Source organism: Microbulbifer hydrolyticus (genome assembly GCF_009931115.1).
Classification (GTDB): Bacteria; Pseudomonadota; Gammaproteobacteria; order Pseudomonadales; family Cellvibrionaceae; genus Microbulbifer; species Microbulbifer hydrolyticus.
Window position 1 is genome coordinate 600,395 of sequence record NZ_CP047491.1, and the last position, 20,481, is coordinate 620,875.

Genomic DNA, 20,481 nt, shown 5'->3' on the forward strand with positions numbered 1-20,481 from the left:
CTCTCGTACCCTTTGCTTCTGACCCTGATTAATAGGCTCCACGAATCAGCTCGATGCCGGGCTCAATGGCGCGCCGCCAGGCCTGTGCTATGGCGTCATCAAATTGCGGGTCATGTGCGCGCAGCGTTGCCAGAAGTGCGTCCAGCCAAAGTCCATACCACTCAGGGCGTATCCCGTAGCCCTTGCGTGAGTGGCTGCATCCAAGCGCCTGCAATTTGGTGTCCGGCATACCGCGGGCGTGCAGTACCAGTTGCATGATGCCATTGCGCAGAAGGTGCCGCTGGGCGGGCATGTCGGTGTCTTTGAACAGGGCCCGAATCTCCTCGGAGCTACCCATAAAACGGTCGTAAAAATCGATGAAAAAACTCTCGCGGTTGCAGCAGCGGCCGTAACTCTGAAACACGATATCGCTGTCGGCATTTCCCATGGCCGTGGCTCCCCTGACGTTTGTTATCCCTGAGGATTGTGGAAAACAGGTGACCGCGGATTCTAATGCGGGTGCTGGGTTGAAGATTGATGTAAATCAAGTCGACGGAGTGAGGGTGTGAGCCGGGAATAAAAAAGGGGGCCGGAAGGCCCCCTTTGGAATCTGCGTGCGCAGGGTTACTGCGTGCAGTTTTTGCCTTTGCAGGGCTTGCCGCCGCCGCTGCCGCCGCCGCTGCTGCCACCGGAGCTGCTGCCGCCGCCACAACCATTGGCGGTGAGGTAGTCCACCGCATCTTTGGCCTGAACCAGGCCATAGCCATAGGCGTTGTCACGTCCCGCAGCACCCAGGTCTTCCGCGGTGCTGGTCATCGCCGCGCGAATTTCGCTGGCGCTACAGCTGGGGAAGTGACTCCACACCAGTGCGGTTACGCCGGCAACGTGGGGCGTCGCCATGGAAGTGCCGTTGTAGTAGGCGTAGTCACTGGGTTCGATGACCAGGTTGGCACTGCTGCCCAGCTGGCCGAGAAGCGCCGCGCCGTCGGTATCGGAAATGCCCGCAGACGGAATACCGGTCGCGACACCGCCCATGGTCCCAAACAGCATGCCGGGTTCATTGTTGTAGATCACTGCGGCGATACCACCGCCGGCCTCACAGGACTGCACTTTTTCGGCAAAGCTGATGTTGCCGCGGGAGATCAGACAGACCTGGCCGGTAGCGCCAGTACAGGCGGATTCGCCCAGGCCACAATCCACCAGGTTGCCGGTGACATCGCCTTGCGGGCTCTCATCCATTCCGGCCGCTTCAATGGCATTGCCACCGACGGTGAGGCTGGTGGACAGGCCCGCGCCTACCGGCACGGAAGACAGCACATCGACACCGGGGCCGGAGAGTTCAACCTGATCGGTCTGCTGGGAGAAGTCGGCAACGACTTTGTTGCTGTCGATGGCCGCTACCGACACCACGGCATCGTAAGAGGCCGGGTAGGAGTGACGGGTGTTGCCGTCGTTACCGGCCGCTGCGATGGAGAGGATGTTCTGGTTGGCGTAGAGGTCGGCAAAAGCCTGTTCCTCGGTGCGGGACTTGAAGGTACCGCCGAGGCTCATATTGATCACGCTGGCGCCGTTACTGGCGCACTCGTCGGCCGCGGCTACCAGTGAAGAGGAGTAGGCCCAGCCGTCTGCGCCGAATACCTTGACGATATGCAGGTTGAGGTTGCCGTTGGGGTTCACCCCGACCACGCCCACACCATTACTGATCGCGGCGATGGTACCGGCCACATGGGTGCCGTGATGGTTTTCATCGGTGTACCAGTTGCCGGTGCCGGAATCGAAGTTGCCGGTGACGTTATTGCCGGACAGGTCTTCGTGGGCGATGTCGTAGCCGGAGTCGATGATGCACACGGTCTGGTTGCCGGCCATGGCGTCGCTGACCTGGTCCGCCTGAACCATGGGAATGCCGAAGGGTACGGTTTCCGCCATCGGGTAGCGTTTAACGTCCTGCTCCACGTATTCCACATTGGGGTTGTTGCGCATGGCGGTGAGGGCCTTGGATGGCAGGTTGGCTGCCATTGCGTTGCGCTTGTTCAGCGCCAGTGCCGAGCGGCCACCGTTCTTCTCCATCATCGCTGTGACAGCCGGGCCTTTTCCCTCTTTGAATTTGACAATGTAGCGGTCGTCGTCGGCACTGGCCTGGGTTGAAATGGCCAGTGCAAGAATGCTCGCGCACAGGGCTGGAAGGGTTCTGGTCATCTTTTGATTGCTCCAGTTTGGGCTGGTACTTCTTATTGTTAATGGTGTGATGTTGGCTGACTGCTGCCTGATACCCCTGCAAACGGGTACTGGCGTACAACCGGTGCAGAAAATTTAGCAGGTATTTTCGCGGCCGGAATTACCCGCTGACAACAATGTGCACTCCACTGCAAAAAGATGTATTCGGGAGGGAAACGGTGACAGCTTGATTGAGGGAGTTCCGTGCTGGTTCGTTGTTGGCGGCCTGGAGAATCGGCGGGCCAGGGTGCGGCGCGTTACCGGATGCGAGGATAGTGGCGGGCGAGTTCGATATTTTCCGATCGAACAAAAAAACGAAGAAAAATCTGTTTAAAAAATATTCTCCCTCCGTGGTTGAGCGTGCGGAAAATCAGGAAAACGTATAGAAAACAAAGATTTAGCAGGTTTGTGAGTACTTAGTTTCTTTGTTGAACCAAAAACCGAACAAATATTCCATTTTGTGTGCTTCTCTGTAGAATGGCGTGAAAAATAACTTTTGGGACGTAGTTCCCAATTATCACGACTCACAGGAAAATAATCATGAGAAGCCGCAAGTCCCTCTCCCCGATGGCGGGGTTGCTGCGCCGCATGCGTGTTGCACAGGCGCTATCTGACAAAACCGGAATTTCCGCAGACGAAAGTCTCGACATCGTTACCGAAGGCGCGCGCCTCGGTGGCAAGGCTGCGTCCGACGATCAGCGCCGCCAGTTCCTGAAGCAGCTGGGGCTGGGTGCAGCCGCGGTGGGTGTGGGCGCTTCTCTCAGCGGTGTATCCAAGCCGGCCCAGGCCGATCCGGGTGGCGGTAACGGCGATGGTCGCCCCGGCCGGGTAGCGATTATCGGTGGTGGTGTTGCGGGCATCCGCTGTGCCCACCGCCTGCAACAGTACGGCATTGCCAGCACCGTCTTTGAAGGCAACTCCCGCCTGGGCGGCCGGGTAAATACCAACCGCAGCATTTTCGGCCGTCCGGTTGAGCGCGGTGGTGAGCTGATCTCCACCGAACACAATGCAGTGCGCAACCTGGCCAATGAGCTTGGCCTGGACGTGGAAGACGTGAACGGCAATGCGGTGCCCGGCGGCAACGAGTTGTATTACGTAAATGGCCAGCATTACACCGAGCACCAGCTGAATGAAGAGTGGCGCGACGTGTACAAGATTTTCAAGAAAATTCAGCAGGAGGCGCCGTGGCTGCCTACCTACGATTGGCACAATGACACCCACAAGGCACTGGACTACATCGATTCCAATACCTGGATGGACCAGGTGGGTATCGGTGCCAACTCTAATATGGGCCAGGTATTCCAGGCCGACCTGGTTGCCGAATACGGCATTCAGCCGGAAGACCAGACCGCTCTGAACCTGATCTACCTGCTGGCATGGAACCCGATCAACAGCGCCACGCCGCTGGCGGGTACCGACGAGCGCTTCCGCATTGCCGGTGGTAACGACCAGATCTGGAGCAAAATGGTCGAACAGCTGCCGGAAGGCACCGTTGAAACCGGCCGCAAGCTGGTGGCCATCAGAGGCCACATCAATGGCCCTTATGCCCTGACCTTCGAAGACGGTTACGTGCACAACTGTGACAAGCTGGTGCTGGCGCTGCCGTTCTCCATGCTGCGCGATGTGGATATCGAACCGGCATTGTATGAAAGCTTCCGTCCGGAAAAGCGCATGGCGATCGAACAGATGGCGTTTGGCTCCAACGGCAAAATGGCAATCCAGGGCAGCAGCCGCCCGTGGGCGCAGCCGCAGTACATCAATGGCCAGGCGGTGACCGCCAACGGTGTGTGCTACGTGGGGCGCCCCGAGCTGTTCGATACCTGGGACTCCACTTCCGTGACCGGTAGCCAGGAAGGCATTCTGGTGAATTTCTTTGGCGGCGATTATGGTGCCAACCTTGGCGGCAGCACCCCGTTCGCCGCGCCGAAATCTGCAGACGTAAACCATTTCCTGAACATTGTGGATAACGTCTTCCCGGGAACCTCCGCCGCCTACACCGGTACCGCGATGCAGTCCAAGTGGTCTGCCAACCCGTGGTCCAAAGGCTCCTATTCAACCCCGACCTTTGGCAGCTACACCTCCTGGTGGGGCGCGCAACCGCTGGCGGAAGGGAATATCCACTTCTGTGGCGAGCACACCGAGCTGGAATATTTCGGTTATATCGACGCTGCGGTTTCTACCGGCGAGCGCGCGGCGAGGGAAATTCACCAGACGGCGTAACGATTTCATCTCACAGGATGCGAAAAAGGCCGCGGGCGCATGCTCGCGGCCTTTTTTGTTGTTCGCGCTTTGTACTTTGTGGATGCCCGTTAAACGTCGTTCTCGTGCTTCAGTTGCACGGTCCACTGTCCTTCCATATCCACACTCACCAGCACCTGAATCGGTCGGCAGCACACGGTGCAGTCTTCGATGTAGTGGCGGCTACCGCCCGAGGTGTCAATCAGCAGCAAAACACTCTCGCCGCAGTAGGGGCACTGAGCTTTGAATTCTTCCACGGTATGCATAGTCACTCGCTCCTGTTGGTCTGCTGGCTGAGGTATGGCTCCGCCCATGCGGCCAGGGTATCCGCTACATAAATAGCATCTTCTCGCCGCGTCAGCAGGTGATCGGCGTCGTCGAGGCTGATAAAACTCTTGGGATGCAGGGCGCGGTTATAAATATCCGCGGCCTCATCGATAGAAACAACCTGGTCCACGGGGGAGTGGTAGATCAGCAGCGGGCGCCCCAGGCGGTGGATATAGTCCTCTTCGATGGACGCCACATCCTCCACAAAATGTTTCTGAATCACGAACGGCCGGCCGGAGAGCTCGACTTCGGCCTGTCCGTGTTCCTCGATGGCGTCCAGTGCACAGGAAAACTGCTTGAGCACATGCTCCGGGTCCGCGGGGGCAGCGATGGTGACGATGGCTTTCGCTTCGGGGATGTCTTGTGCCGCCGCCAGTACTGCCGCGCCCCCCAGGCTGTGGCCCACAAGCAAATCGGCGGGCTGAAACTCATCGCGCAGAAAGCTCGCCGCGCACCTCAGGTCTTCGACATTGGTGGAAAAGTTGGTCTCGCTGAATTCCCCCTCGCTGTCACCGAGCCCGGTGAAGTCGAGGCGCAGGGTGGCGATACCCAGCTCACTCAGGCGGCGCGCGATTCGGGCGGCTGCCAGCACGTCTTTGCCACAGGTGAAGCAGGGTGAGAAAAGCGCGTAGCCGCGAGGGGAACTGGCCGGGGTTTCGAGGATTCCGGCGAGCATCTGGCCACTGGTATTGGGGAAAGTCACCTTGTGTCTGCGGCGCTCTCTGCCAGTGCTGTTTGTGGCCATGTGGACTCCTGTCGACTGGGATTGAAGGCAGGTCAAACCTGCTCCTGTTGGCAATGTTAGGGAGCGAAAATTGACCGGGCAACGCGTTCGAAAGGATTTTTTTGCGTTCTTGTAAAAATGACAGCGATGTCACCTCGTTATTCATGCTGTGCGGTAATTCACTTACAAAACCGGTTGATATACTCCGCAGCGTAACGCACCGGCCCGCATTTACTGCCAGAGCGGTGACCATACAGGTGGTCAGAGCGTATAATCCGCGCCCGCTTTCCCCGCACCACTCCGGGGTTAGTAAGTATTCAGCAACCAGCAAATGAGGATTGGCTATGGCGGTTAAATTGATGAAGGACCAGGATCTGGCGGGCAAACGCGTTCTGATCCGCGAAGATCTGAACGTACCGGTGAAAAACGGTGCGGTCACCTCCGACGCGCGCATTCGCGCGGCACTCCCCACCATCAAGGCCGCCTCCGATGCTGGTGCCAAAGTCCTGCTGATGTCCCACCTGGGCCGTCCTACCGAGGGCGAGTTTGCGGAAGAGTTCTCGCTGGCTCCCGTCGCTGCGCACCTTGGCAAACTGCTGGGCAAAGAGGTGCCGGTCATTAAGGACTGGCAGAACGGTGTGGAACTTGCAGATGGTGAAGTGGCGCTGCTGGAAAATGTGCGCTTCAACAAGGGCGAGAAAAAAGACGATGAGGCTCTGTCGAAGCAGTACGCGAATCTGTGCGATGTGTTCGTGATGGATGCGTTCGGTACCGCGCACCGCGCCCAGGCCTCCACCCACGGTGTAGCAAAATTTGCCCCGGTTGCCTGCGCCGGCCCACTGCTGGCAGCGGAACTGGACGCACTGGAAAAGGCCCTGGCCAAACCGGCGCGCCCAATGGTGGCCATCGTTGGTGGCTCCAAGGTCTCCACCAAGCTGACCGTGCTTGAGAGCCTGTCCGACAAGGTGGACCAGCTAATTGTCGGCGGTGGTATTGCCAACACCTTCCTGGCGGCAGACGGCAAGCCAGTAGGCAAGTCCCTGTGTGAGCACGACCTGATCGGTACCGCCAAGGCCCTGATGCAGAAGTGTGATATCCCGCTGCCCAGCGACGTGGTGACCGGCAAGGAGTTCAGTGAATCTGCGGCGGCGGAAACCAAGCCGGCCGACGCGGTTGCAGACGACGACATGATCTTCGATATCGGCCCGGACTCCTCCGCGGTACTGGCGGAAATCCTTAAGGGCGCCAAGACCATTATCTGGAACGGCCCGGTCGGTGTGTTCGAATTCGATCAGTTTGGCGGCGGTACCGAGCGCCTGTCCAAGGCGATTGCCGACAGCGACGCCTTCTCCATTGCTGGCGGTGGAGACACCCTGGCCGCAGTGGACAAATACGGAATTGCCGAGCAAGTCTCCTATATTTCTACTGGGGGTGGTGCTTTCCTCGAGTACGTGGAGGGCAAGGTGCTGCCGGCGGTTGCCATGCTGGAGAGCCGCGCCAGCGAATAAACTCTGAAGGCGGTGCCCTGGACGAAGTCCTCGGCGCCGCGCCAGCTCCACAGCGCCTGATGGCGCTAGCGGCCTGCTTGTCCATACAGTTTCCGATGTAGATACAGAAGTACCCAAACTTAAAAAGAGATGCGACCGGGCTCCGGCTCAGGAATCGCACACCAGAAGTACCAAATTCCAACTTTATTTCGACGAGAAAGGGTTTTTTCATGGCTTTAATCAGCTTGCGTCAGCTGCTGGATCACGCCGCCGAATACGGCTACGGCGTACCGGCGTTCAACGTCAACAACCTGGAGCAGATGCGTGCAATCATGGAGGCGGCGGACCAGACCGACTCTCCGGTGATCGTCCAGGCGTCCGCCGGTGCCCGCAAATACGCCGGCGCTCCCTTCCTGCGCCACCTGATTCTGGCCGCTGTGGAAGAGTTTCCGCATATCCCGGTGGTTATGCATCAGGACCACGGTACCAGCCCGGCCGTGTGCCAGCGCTCCATCCAGCTGGGTTTCAGCTCAGTGATGATGGATGGCTCGCTGATGGATGACGGCAAGACGCCGGCTTCCTACGAGTACAATGTGGACGTCACCAAACGTGCGGTGGAAATGGCGCACGCCTGTGGCGTCTCCGTAGAGGGTGAGCTCGGCTGCCTGGGTTCCCTGGAAACCGGTATGGCCGGCGAGGAGGATGGTGTTGGTGCCGAGGGCAAACTGTCCCACGACCAGCTGCTGACCGACCCGGAAGAAGCGGCGGATTTCGTCAAGAAAACCCAGGTCGACGCGCTGGCGATCGCCTGTGGCACCAGCCACGGTGCCTACAAGTTTACCCGCCCCCCCACCGGCGACATCCTCGCCATCGATCGCATCAAGGAAATCCATGCACGTATCCCGGATACCCACCTGGTTATGCACGGTTCTTCCTCGGTACCGCAGGAATGGCTGAAGGTGATCAACGAGTTTGGTGGCGAGATTCCGGAAACCTACGGCGTGCCGGTTGAGCAGATCTGCGAAGGTATCAAGCACGGCGTGCGCAAGGTCAATATCGATACCGACCTGCGCCTCGCGTCCACCGGCGCGGTGCGTCGCTTCCTGGCCCAGAACCCGTCCGAATTTGATCCGCGCAAATTCCTCAAGGTCACTACCCAGGCCATGAAGGATATCTGTGTGGCCCGTTACGAAGCCTTTGGCACCGCCGGTTACGCGAGCAAGATCAAGCCCGTAAGCCTGGAAACCATGTTCCAGCGTTACGAGCAAGGCGAACTGGTACCGAAGATCAACTGATCTTTGCCGGTCTTCAAAAAGGGCGAACTTCGGTTCGCCCTTTTTGGTATAAAAATGCAGTACCATTAAGTCATGGATCTGCTGAAAGACTTTAACGCTGTCGACGCAAGCCCGGTTATCCGCCGGCCGGATTACTCCGCGCTGCGCAAAGAGCTACCGGCACTGGACTTCGCCTGCGATCAGCCCCTCCCCAACTCGGTCGTTTCTTACCGCAATTACTATCGCCTCAATTTTGACGAAGCTGCTGGTACCGGTATCGGAACATTCACGGCCACCGGCTTTGAACTCGTCGCCCAGTACTGGCTGGTGCCCAACCCCAGGGGCACCCTGTTTATCTGCCACGGCTATTTTGACCACACCGGTATTTACGGCGCGGCTATACGCTTTGGCCTCGAGCGCAATTTCAATGTGGTTACCGTCGACTTTCCCGGCCACGGACTCTCCAGTGGAGAGCCGGTAGCCATTGATACCTTTTTGCAATATCGGGAAGTGCTGGAAGCGCTGTTGCACAGGGCGGAGGGGAAAATGCCGGGTCCATGGCACGGTATGGGGCAGAGTACCGGCGGCGCCACGCTGCTGAGCTACCTGCAGTTCAGCCTGTGGCAACCGTTCGACAAGATCATGCTGCTGGCGCCGCTGGTGCGACCGGCCAACTGGCATCTGCGCAAGTGGATGTTTTATCTGGGGCGCTACCTGATGCCGCACCCGAGCCGCGGTTTCAATATCAATACCCACGATGCTGAATTTGCACGCCGACAGGCGCACCGGGATCCGCTGCAGTCGCCGGTGATGTCAATCCGCTGGCTCGGAGCAATGGTGGATTGGCTCAAGGTCTTCCCCAAAACCAGCCGCAATCCCAAGCCGATCCTGGTGATACAGGGGACCGACGACAAAACCGTAGACTGGCGCTACAACATGCGTGCAATCCACGGGCGCTTTCCCAATAGCAAGCGGGTAATCGTACGCGGTGCGCGCCACCAGATGATCAACGAAACCCAGCCCTACCGGCAGCAGATTATCGCCGCACTGGATGACTGGCTCGCCGAACCATAAGCCTCGGGCTGCGATTCATAGCGGTTTTTTTCTGAGCGCCCGGCGCTTGCGCCGAAGTATCAGTGCGTCCGCCGAGTAAAACCCCAGGGCAACCCACACGAAAATAAATGTCACCAGCTTGGTCTTGTCAAAGGGCTCGTTGAAAAGCAGTACTGCGAGGAAAAACATCAGCGTCGGACCCAGGTATTGCAGAAACCCGAGGGTGGACAGGTTCAGCCTGCGTGCGGCGATATTAAATAGCAGCAGTGGTGTCAGCGTAATGGGACCAGCCAGGAGCAGCAGGCCGTTCAATTGCCACGAATTATCCAGCAGGTTGCTGGTGGGGCTGGTGGTCCAGAACAGGAAACCCACCGCCAGTGGTAGCAGGTACAGGGTTTCCACGGTGAGTCCAGTGAGGCTGTCGACCGGCGTCTGCTTGCGCACCAGACCGTAGAACCCAAACGTTGTAGCGACCCCGAGCGCCACCAGTGGCAGGCTGCCAAACTGCCACAGCTCGTAAGCAATACCCACTGCCGCCAGCGCTACCGCAATCCACTGCAGCGGCCGCAAGCGTTCCCCGAGAACCACTACGCCGAGCAAAACGCTGATCAGGGGGTTGATGTAATACCCGAGGCTCGCGTCGAGCAGGTGATCATTGGTCACCGACCAGATAAAGATCAGCCAGTTGGTGCTGATCAGGGCGGTGGAGACAAGTAGCGCCAACATGGTTTTTCGGGACGCGAACACCGCGCGCAGCCCGCGCAACTTGCCAAGCAGTGCCAGTAAAATCAGTGCCAGCAACAGCGACCAGATACTGCGGTGGGCGAGAATCTCCGGTGCGGAGAGGTCGCCCAGTAGCTTGAAATAGAGTGGCGCAACCCCCCAGATGAGGTAGGCGCCGCAACCCGCCAGCAAGCCCGCGGCGGCAGTATCGGAATTCTGGTTTTGCACGAGGAATAGTCCTGGCCCACAGGCCATCACACTGGCCTGCGCATTTGATTCGGGAAGACAGAAAGCAAGAAACCCGGTTGTTGTGCTTTGAATACACAGCAACCGGGTTTCCGGGAGTCTAACAGACCGTGCGCGGGCCTGTCAGGAATGGTCGACGGGGCGAATCAGAACAGGACGCGGCAGCGCAGGGTACCGGGAATGTTCTTCAGCTTTTCCAGCGCCAGGTCAGAGTACTCCGCGTCCACGTCAATCACCACATAGCCTACCGTCTCATTGGTCTGCAGGAACTGGGCGGAGATGTTGATACCGTTGTCGGAGAACACCTGGTTGATCGCGCCGAGTACACCGGGCACGTTCTTGTGGATGTGCAGCAGGCGGTGCGCGCCGACGTGGCTGGGCAGCGCAACTTCCGGGAAGTTTACCGAGCTAGTGGTGGTGCCGTTGTCGGAATAGAGCGCCAGCTTGTCGGACACTTCCACACCGATATTCTCCTGGGCTTCGACCGTAGAACCGCCGACGTGTGGTGTCAGCAGGGCATTGTCGAGGCCGCGCAGAGGGGAGACAAACTCGTCGTCATTGCCGCGCGGCTCCACCGGGAACACGTCGATGGCGGTGGCCGACAGGTGGCCGCTCTTCAGCGCTTCCGCCAGCGGCTCGATTTCAACCACGGTGCCGCGGGACGCGTTCAGCAGGACTGCGCCCTTTTTCATCTTCGCGATCTGCTCGGCGCCGATCATCCACTTGGTGGAGGGCAGTTCGGGTACGTGCAGGGACACCACGTCGGATTGCGCCAGTAGCTCGTCCAGGCTGTTCACCTGGGAGGCGTTACCCAGCGGCAGCTTGGTGACCACATCAAAGAAGATCACACGCATGCCGATGCCTTCGGCCAGCACCGAAGTCTGCGATCCGATGGCACCGTAGCCGATGATGCCGAGGGTCTTGCCGCGGGCCTCGTAGGAGCCCACGGCGGATTTCTGCCAGCCGCCGCGGTGGCAGACCATGTTCTTCTCGGGGATTCCGCGCAACAGCATGATCGCCTCGGCAATCACCAGTTCAGCTACGCTGCGGGTATTGGAATAAGGCGCATTGAATACCGCAATACCCAGGTCGGTCGCCGCCTGCAGGTCTACCTGGTTGGTGCCGATACAGAAGCAGCCTACGGCAATCAGCCGGTTGGCGCTCTCCAGTACTTTGCGGGTCAACTGGGTGCGGGAACGGATCCCGACAAAGTGCGCGTCGGCTATCTTCTCGATCAGTTGGTCTTCCGGCAGTGCGGTTTTAATGTATTCCACATTGGTGTAGCCGCGGGAAGACAGCAGATCCACCGCGGACTGGTGAACGCCTTCCAGTAGCAGAATACGGATTTTGTCTTTCTGAAGAGAAGTCTGTGGAGCCATATCGGATCTCTTGGCCGTGCGCGATGACAATTGGACAAAGGCATCGCGACTAATTAGCGAAAAAGGGCGAAAATCAATTGGAGGCCGCCGGGAACCCGGCGAGGGCGGCATCATAACACATGCGGCCTGCAAAGCTTTATACGCAATATCTATCCTAGGTATCGAATTTGGTTATGTATCAGCATACTTTTACCTGCAAATCTCCCGTTGATCTCCCTTTAGGCAAGATCGTGTGTGTCGGGCGCAACTACGCGGCCCATGCGGCGGAGCTGGACAACCCGGTACCGGACGAGCCATTGCTGTTCATCAAGCCGGCAACGGCGGCGGTACCCATGGCAGAGCCCGTGCACCTGCCACGTGGCCGGGGCAGCTGCCATTTTGAGGGCGAGCTGGCGTTGTTGGTCGGCGACAAGCTGACCGACGCCAATGCGGCGGATGTTCCGGAGGCCATTGCCGGCCTCGGCCTGGCGCTGGACCTGACCCTGCGCGAGCTGCAGTCGGCGCTGAAAAAGCAGGGGCAGCCTTGGGAAAAAGCCAAGGGTTTTGATGGTGCCTGTCCGTTGTCGCCCTTTGTGAAGCTGGACTGGCTGCCGGACTGGGACAACCTGACGTACACCCTGTGGTTGAACGGCGAAATCCGCCAGCGCGGCAAGTCCAACCATATGCTGACGCCGATTCTCGATCTGGTGGCGTACATCAGTAGTCATTTCACCCTGCTGCCGGGAGACGTGGTGTTGACCGGTACGCCCGCCGGCGTTGGTGAACTGTCAGTGGGTGACCGGGTGGCAATGGGGTTAGAGGACGACTGGTTGCGGGTGGAGACTTCGGTCGCCTGAATTGGCGCCCAGCGCTCGGGGGTGGAGCGGCACACCCGGCAAACTAAGATTGTCCCATTCCAAAACCCCCTCTAAGATGCGCATTTTTGTACTCACTCAGCGGGAAAAAAGATGACAGATCTCAACCAGAAGGCCACTGTCCGCATCCTGACAACCGGTGGCACCATCGAGAAAAGCTACTGCGAATCCGAGGGCACGCTCAAAAACCGGGCCTCAATCATCCGTGAGGGCCTGATCTCCAGCCTGCGCCTGCCCTATACCCATCTGGAACTGGAGAGCGTGCTCAACAAGGACTCGCTGGAAATGGACGACAACGACCGCATGCAGATCTGCAGCGCCATTGCGGCCACTGCAGAGCGGGGCGACCCTATCGTCATCCTCCACGGTACCGACACCATGTCCGTTACCGCCGAATACTGTTACCGGCAGATGGGAACCCCCAAGGTGCCGGTGGTGTTCACTGGCGCCATGAAGCCCATGGGCTTTATTGACTCCGATGCCCGCCAGAATGTCACCGAGGCCCTGCTCACCGCACGCCTGGTGGAGCCCGGCTTCTACATCGCCTTCCACAATCGCGTCTTTCCGATTCCCGGCGCGCGTAAAAACCTCGAGACCGGCACCTTCGAAGCCATCTGACCCGGGCAGCCGCACACAGGCTTTGATTTGTGATCACATTTTAGGTATAAACTGAACAATCCTTCAGTTTTATCAACATTCGACCCCACACGAGGTGTGCCATGACCAACAAGGCCGAAAAAAAGCCGACCCCGCAGACCCTCCAGGAGTGGCTTGCCATGGCCGACGCCCTCACCATCGAGGGCCGGGCATTTATCAATGGTGAATATGTCGACGCCCTCTCCGGCAAGACCCGCCCTACCACCAGCCCCGCTGACGGGCGGGAACTGGCGCAGATTGCCAGCTGTGGCCCGGAAGATGCCGAGCGCGCGGTGAAAGTTGCCCGGGATACCTTCGAGTCCGGCGTCTGGTCCCATATGCCGCCGATGGAGCGCAAGAAAATCCTGGTGCGCTTTGCCGAGCTGATCGAGGAAAACCGCGAAGAAATCGCGCTGCTGGAAAGTCTCGACGCCGGCAAGCCCATCAGCGACACCATGAATGTGGACGTGCCCGGCGCTGTGACCACTATTCGCTGGACCGCTGAGGCCATCGACAAGATTTACGATGAGATTGCGCCTACCGGGCCCACCGAAATTGGCCTGATTACCCGCATGCCCCTGGGGGTGATCGCGGCCATCGTGCCGTGGAACTTCCCGCTCTCCACCACTGCCTGGAAACTGGGCCCGGCACTCGCCACCGGCAACAGCGTGATCCTGAAGCCCGCTTCCAACACGCCGCTCACCGCCATCAAGCTGGCGGGCCTTGCCAAGCAAGCTGGGTTGCCGGACGGCGTGCTGAACGTACTGCCAGGGCCTGGCAGCACCCTGGGTAAAGCCCTGGGCCTGCATATGGATATCGACGGGCTCACGTTTACCGGCTCAACCGAAGTGGGCAAGACCCTCACCGAATACTCCGGCCAGTCCAACCTGAAGCGCACCTTCCTTGAGCTGGGCGGCAAAAGCCCGAACATTGTGTTCGCCGATGCGGACCTGGACAAAGCCGCGGAAGCCGCGGCGCTGGCGGTGTTCTACAACCAGGGTGAAACCTGCACCGCGGGTACCCGCCTGCTGGTGGAAAAGGGCATCGCCGACAGCTTTATCGAAAAGGTGAAGAAGGCCTCCGAGCGCTTCAAGCCGGGCCACCCGCAGGACCCGAACAGCGTCATGGGCGCACTGATTGATCAGAGCCAGTTTGATACTGTCGAGTTTTACGTGGCCAAGGGCCTGGAGCAGGGTGCACAGCTGGTATGTGGCGGCAAGCCTGCGGAGGCGGTTGAGGGCGGACACTACTACGAGCCGACCATCTTCAAGGGCGTTAATGGCGACATGAAAATTGCCCGTGAGGAAATCTTTGGCCCGGTGCTGTCGGTCATCGAGTTTGAAACCGAAGAAGAGGCGCTGAAAATCGCCAACGACTCCATCTACGGCCTCGCCTCCGGTGTCTGGACCCAAGACATCAGTCGCGCGCACCGCCTGGCCCGGGATATCCGTGCCGGCTCGGTGTGGATCAACAACTACTTCGGCGGCGATATCACTGTGCCATTTGGTGGCTTCAAGCAGTCCGGTAACGGTCGCGACAAGTCTCTGCATGCGCTGGACAAATACTGTGAGCTGAAATCCACCTGGATCGATATCAGCTGATCCCGCAACCCTGTAAAGAGCTGGATTTGACTCCTTTGGGCCGCATTCGCGGCCCTTTTTTATGTCATTCAGGCTGTAGTCATCTGCGGCGCTGGATAATAAAAATGTGATGTCGTGCGGGTGTGTCGACCTGTTGTCGGTTTACGATGGCGCGTATTCGTTTTGAATCAACTTTGATAGAGGTGACCCCATGCTGAAGAGCCTGACTACCGCACTTGTTGCGATCGCGCTGGCAGTGCCAGCTACCACGGCACTGGCAAAGCCCGATAAACACGGTGACCTGCCCCCCGGGCTACAGAAAAAGGTCAACCGCGGCGGCGAGCTGCCTCCAGGCTGGAAGAAAAAGCTCCAGCGGGGCTATGTCCTCGAGGACGAAATCTATCGCCATGCGGTGGTGGTGCACCCCGTTGATGATCGCGGACTGGTGACCGTGCGGATTGAGGGTGAGCTGGTTCGACTGGTTCACGCCACCCACGAGATTGTGGATATTCTTTCCCGATGAATCAGGGCGCCGGTGAAGTGAAGCGCTGAGCCCCACTCCCGGCCTGAGCCCCATTCCCGAAAGGTATCCACGGATGCCGCAGCAAAGATCTGAACCTGTTCCCCCTGGGCCGCATTCGCGGCCCTTTTTCGTATCGGGCCCCGGAATCTGTTGTTGCGCACACGCAATGTGCGACAATTAATGATGCGCCATGGGCGGCGTATCCTGAGGATGTAAAAATCGAACAATAAAGAGGCGGCAAGGGAGCGACAATGAAGGTAAAACCGTTACGCTGGGTCAACGCACTGGCCATTTCCGTCGCACTGAGTAGTGCAGCAAATGCGGGTGAACTCGGGGACCGGTTTGCAGAGTACAAACTGGCACTTGAGTCAGGTAGTAAAGGCCGAATTGCCGAGACAGCGAAATCGGTTTTCGACTATACGAAGGAGAATTTGCCCGAGAATAATAAAAATCGCGCTGCTTCCGCGCTCAATTACGGCAGTGCCCTGATTGCTCTCAAACGGTACGACGATGCGGAGAAAGTGTTGTCCGAAGCCATGACGGTCTACCGCAGCAGCTATGGGGAAAATGCGGAAGCGCTTATTGATCCCTTGATGATGCATGCGAAGGCGAGAGCGGCGAATGTCGGCCACTCCTCGCGTCAACGCTACCGTCGATTCGTCGACGATGCACTGGATATCGCCGAAGCCAGCCGCGGCAAAGACTCCTACCTCTATGCCAAGCTTCTTCAGGAAGCTGGCAGAATCGGGATTGATAACGCCGGCGATCGCCATGCCCTTGAATATCTGGAGCGCGCCTATGCCGTCTTTACCGGGCCGCTCGGAGAGTACCAGGTCGAGCGGTTTCTGGCGGGCTTCTACCTCGGCAAGTACTTTTTGGTGCGGAAAAACTACCGGCAGGCCGAAGTGTTCCTTGCTGAAGCGCTGGCGCTCGCCGACGCATCTTCCGAAAAGGATACACAGTTAGAACTCACCGCTCGCGCGTTCCTGGTTGAGGTATACGACTCACTGGGAGAGAGTGAGAAATCGATCGAGCAATGTCGGGCTATTGGGAAGGCCACGCCATTCAACATGAATCAGGAGCCAAAGCCGTTGTTCAGGCGTAACCCGAAATATCCGCGGAGTGCGCTGGAGATCGGGACAGAGGGCTACGCGATTGCACAGTTTACGATCAGCGACGCCGGCATTGCGGAAGATATCGAAATTTTGGAGACCAAAGGCTCCCGGAGTTTCGGGCGTTCTACTCAGGATTACCTTGAAGACCTGCGCTTTGCTCCGCGCTTCGAGGACGGTGTCGCGGTTGACACCCCGGGGCGAAAAATGCGTGTGAATTTCAGCATGGCAGATTGATGTCGCCGGATGCCCTGTGGCCCTGCCTCGACACTGGGCGTTAGCGCGGAAATACGTTATACCTACGGGTAAACAAGTATCCAGAGCCTGGTCTGAGGGCAGGGGAGACGATCCATGAGCGAATATCATCACGGCTTTTCCGTCAGCATTGAGCGCACCGGAGATGAACGTGTGCTGTTGTCGCTGTATGCGCGGGGCAAACTGGAGCATGAAGATTACGAAACCCTGGTGCCCATGCTGGAATCCGCCATCGCCGGCATGGACCACCCGAAAGTGGATGTGCTGTTCGATATGCGCGATCTGACCGGCTGGGAAATCCGCGCCGCATGGGACGATCTCAAGCTGGGATTAAAACACGGGCGGCAGTTCAACCGGGTGGCCATGGTCGGTGACAAGCAGTGGCAGGAAGTCGCCGCCAAAGTCGGCAGCTGGTTTATTGGCGGTGAAGCCAAAATCTTCGACGACAGAGCACAGGCCGTGGCCTGGCTAGAGCAAAACGCATAAACTCCCCCTGGAATAATTTCTAAAACGGCCCCTGCCCCGCGGCAGGGGCCGTTTGCTACATATATGACCTGGCGCAATTGCGCAAATCGGGGGAAACAACATGTTCGAATGGATTGCGAGCCCAGAGGCCTGGATCGCACTCGCCACGCTGGCGGCCCTGGAAATCGTTCTGGGTATCGACAATATCATCTTCATTTCCATCCTGGTTGGCCGCCTGCCGGAAAAGCAGCGTGAATCTGCACGCTTTATCGGGCTGGCGCTGGCCATGGTCACACGCCTGATGTTGCTGTTCTCCATCGCGTGGATCATGGGACTGACCGAACCCTGGTTTACCGTATTTGGTGAGGAAATTTCCGGGCGGGATGTGATCCTGATCGGCGGTGGCCTGTTCCTGTTGTTCAAGGCTACGCATGAAATTCACGGCAGCCTCGAGGGTGTGGACGGCGAGACCGGTAGTGTCGCAACAGCCACCTACGGCATGGTGCTGGCGCAAATTGCCGTGCTGGATATCGTATTCTCCCTGGACTCCGTCATTACCGCCGTCGGCCTGGTGGATCATATCTCCATTATGGCGATTGCGATTGTCCTGGCGGTGGGTGTCATGCTGGTTGCCGCCAAACCTATTGGTGACTTTGTTGATCGCCACCCCACCATAAAAATGCTGGCGCTTTCGTTTTTGATTCTGGTCGGGGTAACCCTGATCGCCGAAGGCTTCGATGTGCATGTACCGAAAGGCTACATTTACTTCTCCATGGCCTTCTCGGTAGCGGTGGAAATGTTGAATATCCGTATGCGCAGTAAAAAAGCCAGGGCGGTAAAGCTGCACAAGCCTATAAGGGAAGAGTAACAAGCGCTGTAAATAAAAAAGGGGGCGATTTAATCGCCCCCTTTTTTGTGCCTGAAGAGCTATTGGCACAAGCTGCGGATACTGTGTGATTCCTGTGCCGCATCCATCCACAAGTATTCGTCGTCATCACCGAAGTAGTAATACACGCTATTGTTGGGCAGGATCAGGACTGAAATACCACCGTAGCCCGACATGAATGGCAGCCACAGGGGGTTGCCACAGCCGCTGATATCACTGCTGATCTCATGCGCCCAGAAGCCATTGTTGTACTTGTAGTCAGTGAGGGGCTCCAGGCCGCGGTCGTTTGCATCACGTTGGAGCGCTGCGTCAAGCTGCGCCTGGTGCAGGGTGGATTGGCTGGTATCAGCAAAGAAGTTACCAATTTTTGCTACATCGTCGCGTAACCACATCAGGCCCCAGCCGGTGAAAGGCTGTTGCACACTGTCGTAGGTGCGGCGGGTAAACTCTGCCGTGGCACTTACACCAAGCGGCGCCAACACCTCATCGAACAGGATATCCCGGAATATATCACTGCTGCTGCCCTCGATACCCTGAAGGTATGCGTTCATCGCAGTACCCAGAACATAGGTATCGGAAGTGTGGTAAACCCATTTGGTGCCAGGCGTTGCCTTGCGAGGGTACTCCGTGCAGCTATAGGATATTTTGCTGGCGTGATCTTCCGGAAGGAACAGGTCATTGGTGTGGCTAGCGCCTTCGTCGCTCATATAGCCGGCGAGCTTATAGTTGCCGGTTCCCATATCCAGCGCATTGCCGAAAGTCACGTCATTCCAGTTGCCGTTGGTATTGCATTCACTGATATAGCTGCCGATGGACTGATTGAATGTCCCGGGGTACTTCTGCTCCAGTCGCATCAGCGTACCACCAGCGAATACTGTCTTGGCGCTGGAGTAGGACGGCACCACCAGTGATTCGCAGAATGGGTAGGTGCCACTTCGGGTGCTACAACCTCCCACATAGTGCGTACCATCAATCACGAATCCGACCAGGGAGATGGCAGCGGGATCCTTGCTGTTGGGTGTGGCAAAGCGGGTGTAATCGGTCCCCGGATAATCCTGAGGCAGTGCGCTGAGTGGCTTGGTCGGCATACGCGCTGCCACTTCAGCCTGATACTCGCTTACTGTCAGTGCACTGTTGCTGACCGTTTGCGGTGTGTAATTGGCGGTAAGCTGTCCCCACATATCAAACTGGTAATAGAGGCAGGTCTCACTCGCAATTTGGTAGGCGGCGTCGGAGACGGAACCATCATCCTTGAACAGGAAGGTCATGACTCCGTTGTGTATGCAGTTTGCATTTTTCTGCTGAAGCGCAAATGGTAATGCGACACGGCTATACCCGGCATCACCGTTCTCATTCCACACACGTCCCGGTGTCAGTACATATTCCCATTCGGGGTGAGAGCTCGGAATGGAGCCGCGCTCCGTTGGCACGATGTGACTCCCGGTCTGTACAAAATCAAAGTTGAACTCCGGCAGATGTTTGCGGGTGGCATCCTGGGTTCCGGTATAGCGGAAGGTGTCTTTTTGTTCATTAAAGGCACCTTCGGTTGCCTCCCCAAATAGTTCCAGCGATCCCTCAAACTGGTTGGTGGGCATGGCCGCCTGAGCGGGGAGTGCATAGTTCGAAAAGTCCACCAGGCTCCCGGGGGCGCTGCCATTGATCAGGGTGTTCATGGTCAAGGCGGAGCGGCTGACGTTACCGCTGCCGGTAAGTGGGTCGAAATCCTGCACGGTGCCACCGCCCTGGCTGGCGTTGCCGGTGAGGACGATTGAAACAACGGGCTCGTCGGGATCATTTGACGTGATGGTGATCCCGCTACTGAAGCTGCCCTCGGTAGAGGGGTTAAATTGTAGCGAGATTGAGCAACTTCCGCCGGCCGCAACCGTCGAACAATTATTGCTGGTGATGCTGAATGGTCCGGTAGGTGCGCTTGTGCCACTGATTATCAAAGCCGCCGAACCGCTGTTGGAAATCCAGATATCCTGCGTCGTACTGGTACCGGGAGTGACCGAGGCAAAACTTACGCTACCGGGGGCGTCAATATCTGGATTGGTGGGGGCACCACCGGTACCTGTTGCGAGTGCCTGATGCCCGTAGCAGTAATCTCCAGTAGTGGCGCCGGTGCCGCGAAAGCGCAACTGCACTGATGTGTTGTTGTCGATACCAGCCGGAGCACTGCTGGCACTGAACTGGGTGCCGTTGTCATCACCATTGGCTATTGTGATGGCGGTGGTCCAGTTACTGCCGCCGTCCGTGGATATTTCACCATAACAGAACTCGCCGTTCTCCAGGGAGCTCGCTGACATGATCAGAGATACGGAAACCGCGGAATAGCCCGCAGTAGACAGGATATGGCTCGCACTGGAATTGGCTCGCAGGCGAATCGCGCTATTGTTGTGGGCATCTACCGTACCTGTTGTATTCCAATCGCTGATGTCGCCACTAGCAAAACTGTCGGAGTAGATCGTTGTCGCTTGGGCACTGGTGGAACCTGCCGTAAACATGAGTAAAAACAAAGCCGCGAGC

The 20,481-nt window shown here is 58.1% G+C and carries 18 protein-coding genes; 11 read left to right on the forward strand and 7 right to left on the reverse strand.

Annotation, left to right across the window (positions count from 1 at the left end; genetic code table 11):
* Window positions 1–28 precede the first annotated feature (28 nt).
* Together GTQ55_RS02515 and GTQ55_RS02520 are read right to left on the reverse strand one after the other, a co-directional pair.
* Entirely contained in the window at window positions 29–427 is a 399-nt protein-coding gene (locus GTQ55_RS02515) for a globin (protein WP_161857316.1), read from the reverse strand.
* A 176-nt stretch (window positions 428–603) separates the two neighbouring features.
* A complete protein-coding gene (locus tag GTQ55_RS02520) occupies window positions 604–2,175 on the reverse strand; it encodes a S8 family serine peptidase (protein ID WP_161857317.1) in 1,572 nt (523 codons plus the stop codon).
* A gap of 558 nt (window positions 2,176–2,733) precedes the next feature.
* Here GTQ55_RS02520 and GTQ55_RS02525 point away from each other — a divergent pair.
* Window positions 2,734–4,413, forward strand: coding sequence for an FAD-dependent oxidoreductase (locus GTQ55_RS02525; RefSeq protein ID WP_161857318.1), 1,680 nt, complete (start codon window positions 2,734–2,736; stop codon window positions 4,411–4,413).
* A gap of 89 nt (window positions 4,414–4,502) precedes the next feature.
* Here GTQ55_RS02525 and GTQ55_RS02530 read toward each other — a convergent pair whose 3' ends face one another.
* Together GTQ55_RS02530 and GTQ55_RS02535 are read right to left on the reverse strand one after the other, a co-directional pair.
* Complete coding sequence (locus GTQ55_RS02530; protein WP_183946613.1) at window positions 4,503–4,697, reverse strand: CPXCG motif-containing cysteine-rich protein; 195 nt, start codon at window positions 4,695–4,697, stop codon at window positions 4,503–4,505.
* A gap of 2 nt (window positions 4,698–4,699) precedes the next feature.
* Window positions 4,700–5,503: an alpha/beta hydrolase gene (locus GTQ55_RS02535; RefSeq protein WP_161857319.1), complete on the reverse strand. Its 804-nt coding sequence runs from the start codon at window positions 5,501–5,503 to the stop codon at window positions 4,700–4,702.
* A 323-nt stretch (window positions 5,504–5,826) separates the two neighbouring features.
* Between GTQ55_RS02535 and GTQ55_RS02540 the strand changes: the two genes are divergently transcribed.
* The 3 genes from GTQ55_RS02540 to GTQ55_RS02550 all read left to right on the forward strand — a co-directional run bounded on the left by GTQ55_RS02540 (window position 5,827) and on the right by GTQ55_RS02550 (window position 9,317).
* On the forward strand, window positions 5,827–6,990 hold the full coding sequence (locus GTQ55_RS02540; protein ID WP_161857320.1) for a phosphoglycerate kinase: 1,164 nt from the start codon (window positions 5,827–5,829) through the stop codon (window positions 6,988–6,990).
* 209 nt (window positions 6,991–7,199) lie between these two features.
* Window positions 7,200–8,264, forward strand: a complete 1,065-nt coding sequence (gene fba / locus GTQ55_RS02545) for a class II fructose-bisphosphate aldolase (protein ID WP_161857321.1) — start codon at window positions 7,200–7,202, stop codon at window positions 8,262–8,264.
* Window positions 8,265–8,336: 72 nt separating this feature from the next.
* A complete protein-coding gene (locus GTQ55_RS02550; RefSeq protein ID WP_161857322.1) occupies window positions 8,337–9,317 on the forward strand; it encodes an alpha/beta hydrolase in 981 nt (326 codons plus the stop codon).
* A 15-nt stretch (window positions 9,318–9,332) separates the two neighbouring features.
* Here the strand turns inward: GTQ55_RS02550 and rarD are convergent, their stop codons facing one another.
* Complete coding sequence (rarD, locus tag GTQ55_RS02555; protein ID WP_161857323.1) at window positions 9,333–10,247, reverse strand: EamA family transporter RarD; 915 nt, start codon at window positions 10,245–10,247, stop codon at window positions 9,333–9,335.
* Between the two features lie 164 nt (window positions 10,248–10,411).
* Entirely contained in the window at window positions 10,412–11,644 is a 1,233-nt protein-coding gene (serA, locus tag GTQ55_RS02560) for a phosphoglycerate dehydrogenase (protein ID WP_161857324.1), read from the reverse strand.
* A gap of 173 nt (window positions 11,645–11,817) precedes the next feature.
* On the opposite strand from serA, the gene GTQ55_RS02565 reads away from it, so the two are divergent.
* The 7 genes from GTQ55_RS02565 to GTQ55_RS02595 all read left to right on the forward strand — a co-directional run bounded on the left by GTQ55_RS02565 (window position 11,818) and on the right by GTQ55_RS02595 (window position 17,937).
* Window positions 11,818–12,480, forward strand: coding sequence for a fumarylacetoacetate hydrolase family protein (locus GTQ55_RS02565; RefSeq protein WP_161857325.1), 663 nt, complete (start codon window positions 11,818–11,820; stop codon window positions 12,478–12,480).
* Window positions 12,481–12,591: 111 nt separating this feature from the next.
* Window positions 12,592–13,116, forward strand: a complete 525-nt coding sequence (locus GTQ55_RS02570) for an asparaginase (protein ID WP_161857326.1) — start codon at window positions 12,592–12,594, stop codon at window positions 13,114–13,116.
* 101 nt (window positions 13,117–13,217) lie between these two features.
* Window positions 13,218–14,735, forward strand: a complete 1,518-nt coding sequence (locus GTQ55_RS02575) for an aldehyde dehydrogenase (protein ID WP_161857327.1) — start codon at window positions 13,218–13,220, stop codon at window positions 14,733–14,735.
* A gap of 190 nt (window positions 14,736–14,925) precedes the next feature.
* Entirely contained in the window at window positions 14,926–15,237 is a 312-nt protein-coding gene (locus GTQ55_RS02580; protein ID WP_161857328.1) for a hypothetical protein, read from the forward strand.
* 251 nt (window positions 15,238–15,488) lie between these two features.
* Window positions 15,489–16,586 carry a TonB family protein gene (locus GTQ55_RS02585; protein ID WP_161857329.1) on the forward strand — a complete coding sequence of 366 codons (1,098 nt, stop codon included), beginning with the start codon at window positions 15,489–15,491 and terminating at the stop codon, window positions 16,584–16,586.
* A 114-nt stretch (window positions 16,587–16,700) separates the two neighbouring features.
* Window positions 16,701–17,090 (forward strand): SpoIIAA family protein, encoded by a 390-nt coding sequence (locus tag GTQ55_RS02590; RefSeq protein WP_161857330.1) that lies wholly within the window; start codon window positions 16,701–16,703, stop codon window positions 17,088–17,090.
* 100 nt (window positions 17,091–17,190) lie between these two features.
* Window positions 17,191–17,937 (forward strand): TerC family protein, encoded by a 747-nt coding sequence (locus GTQ55_RS02595; protein WP_161857331.1) that lies wholly within the window; start codon window positions 17,191–17,193, stop codon window positions 17,935–17,937.
* Between the two features lie 59 nt (window positions 17,938–17,996).
* Here GTQ55_RS02595 and GTQ55_RS02600 read toward each other — a convergent pair whose 3' ends face one another.
* A complete protein-coding gene (locus tag GTQ55_RS02600; RefSeq protein ID WP_237567786.1) occupies window positions 17,997–20,459 on the reverse strand; it encodes a choice-of-anchor D domain-containing protein in 2,463 nt (820 codons plus the stop codon).
* Window positions 20,460–20,481 lie beyond the last annotated feature (22 nt).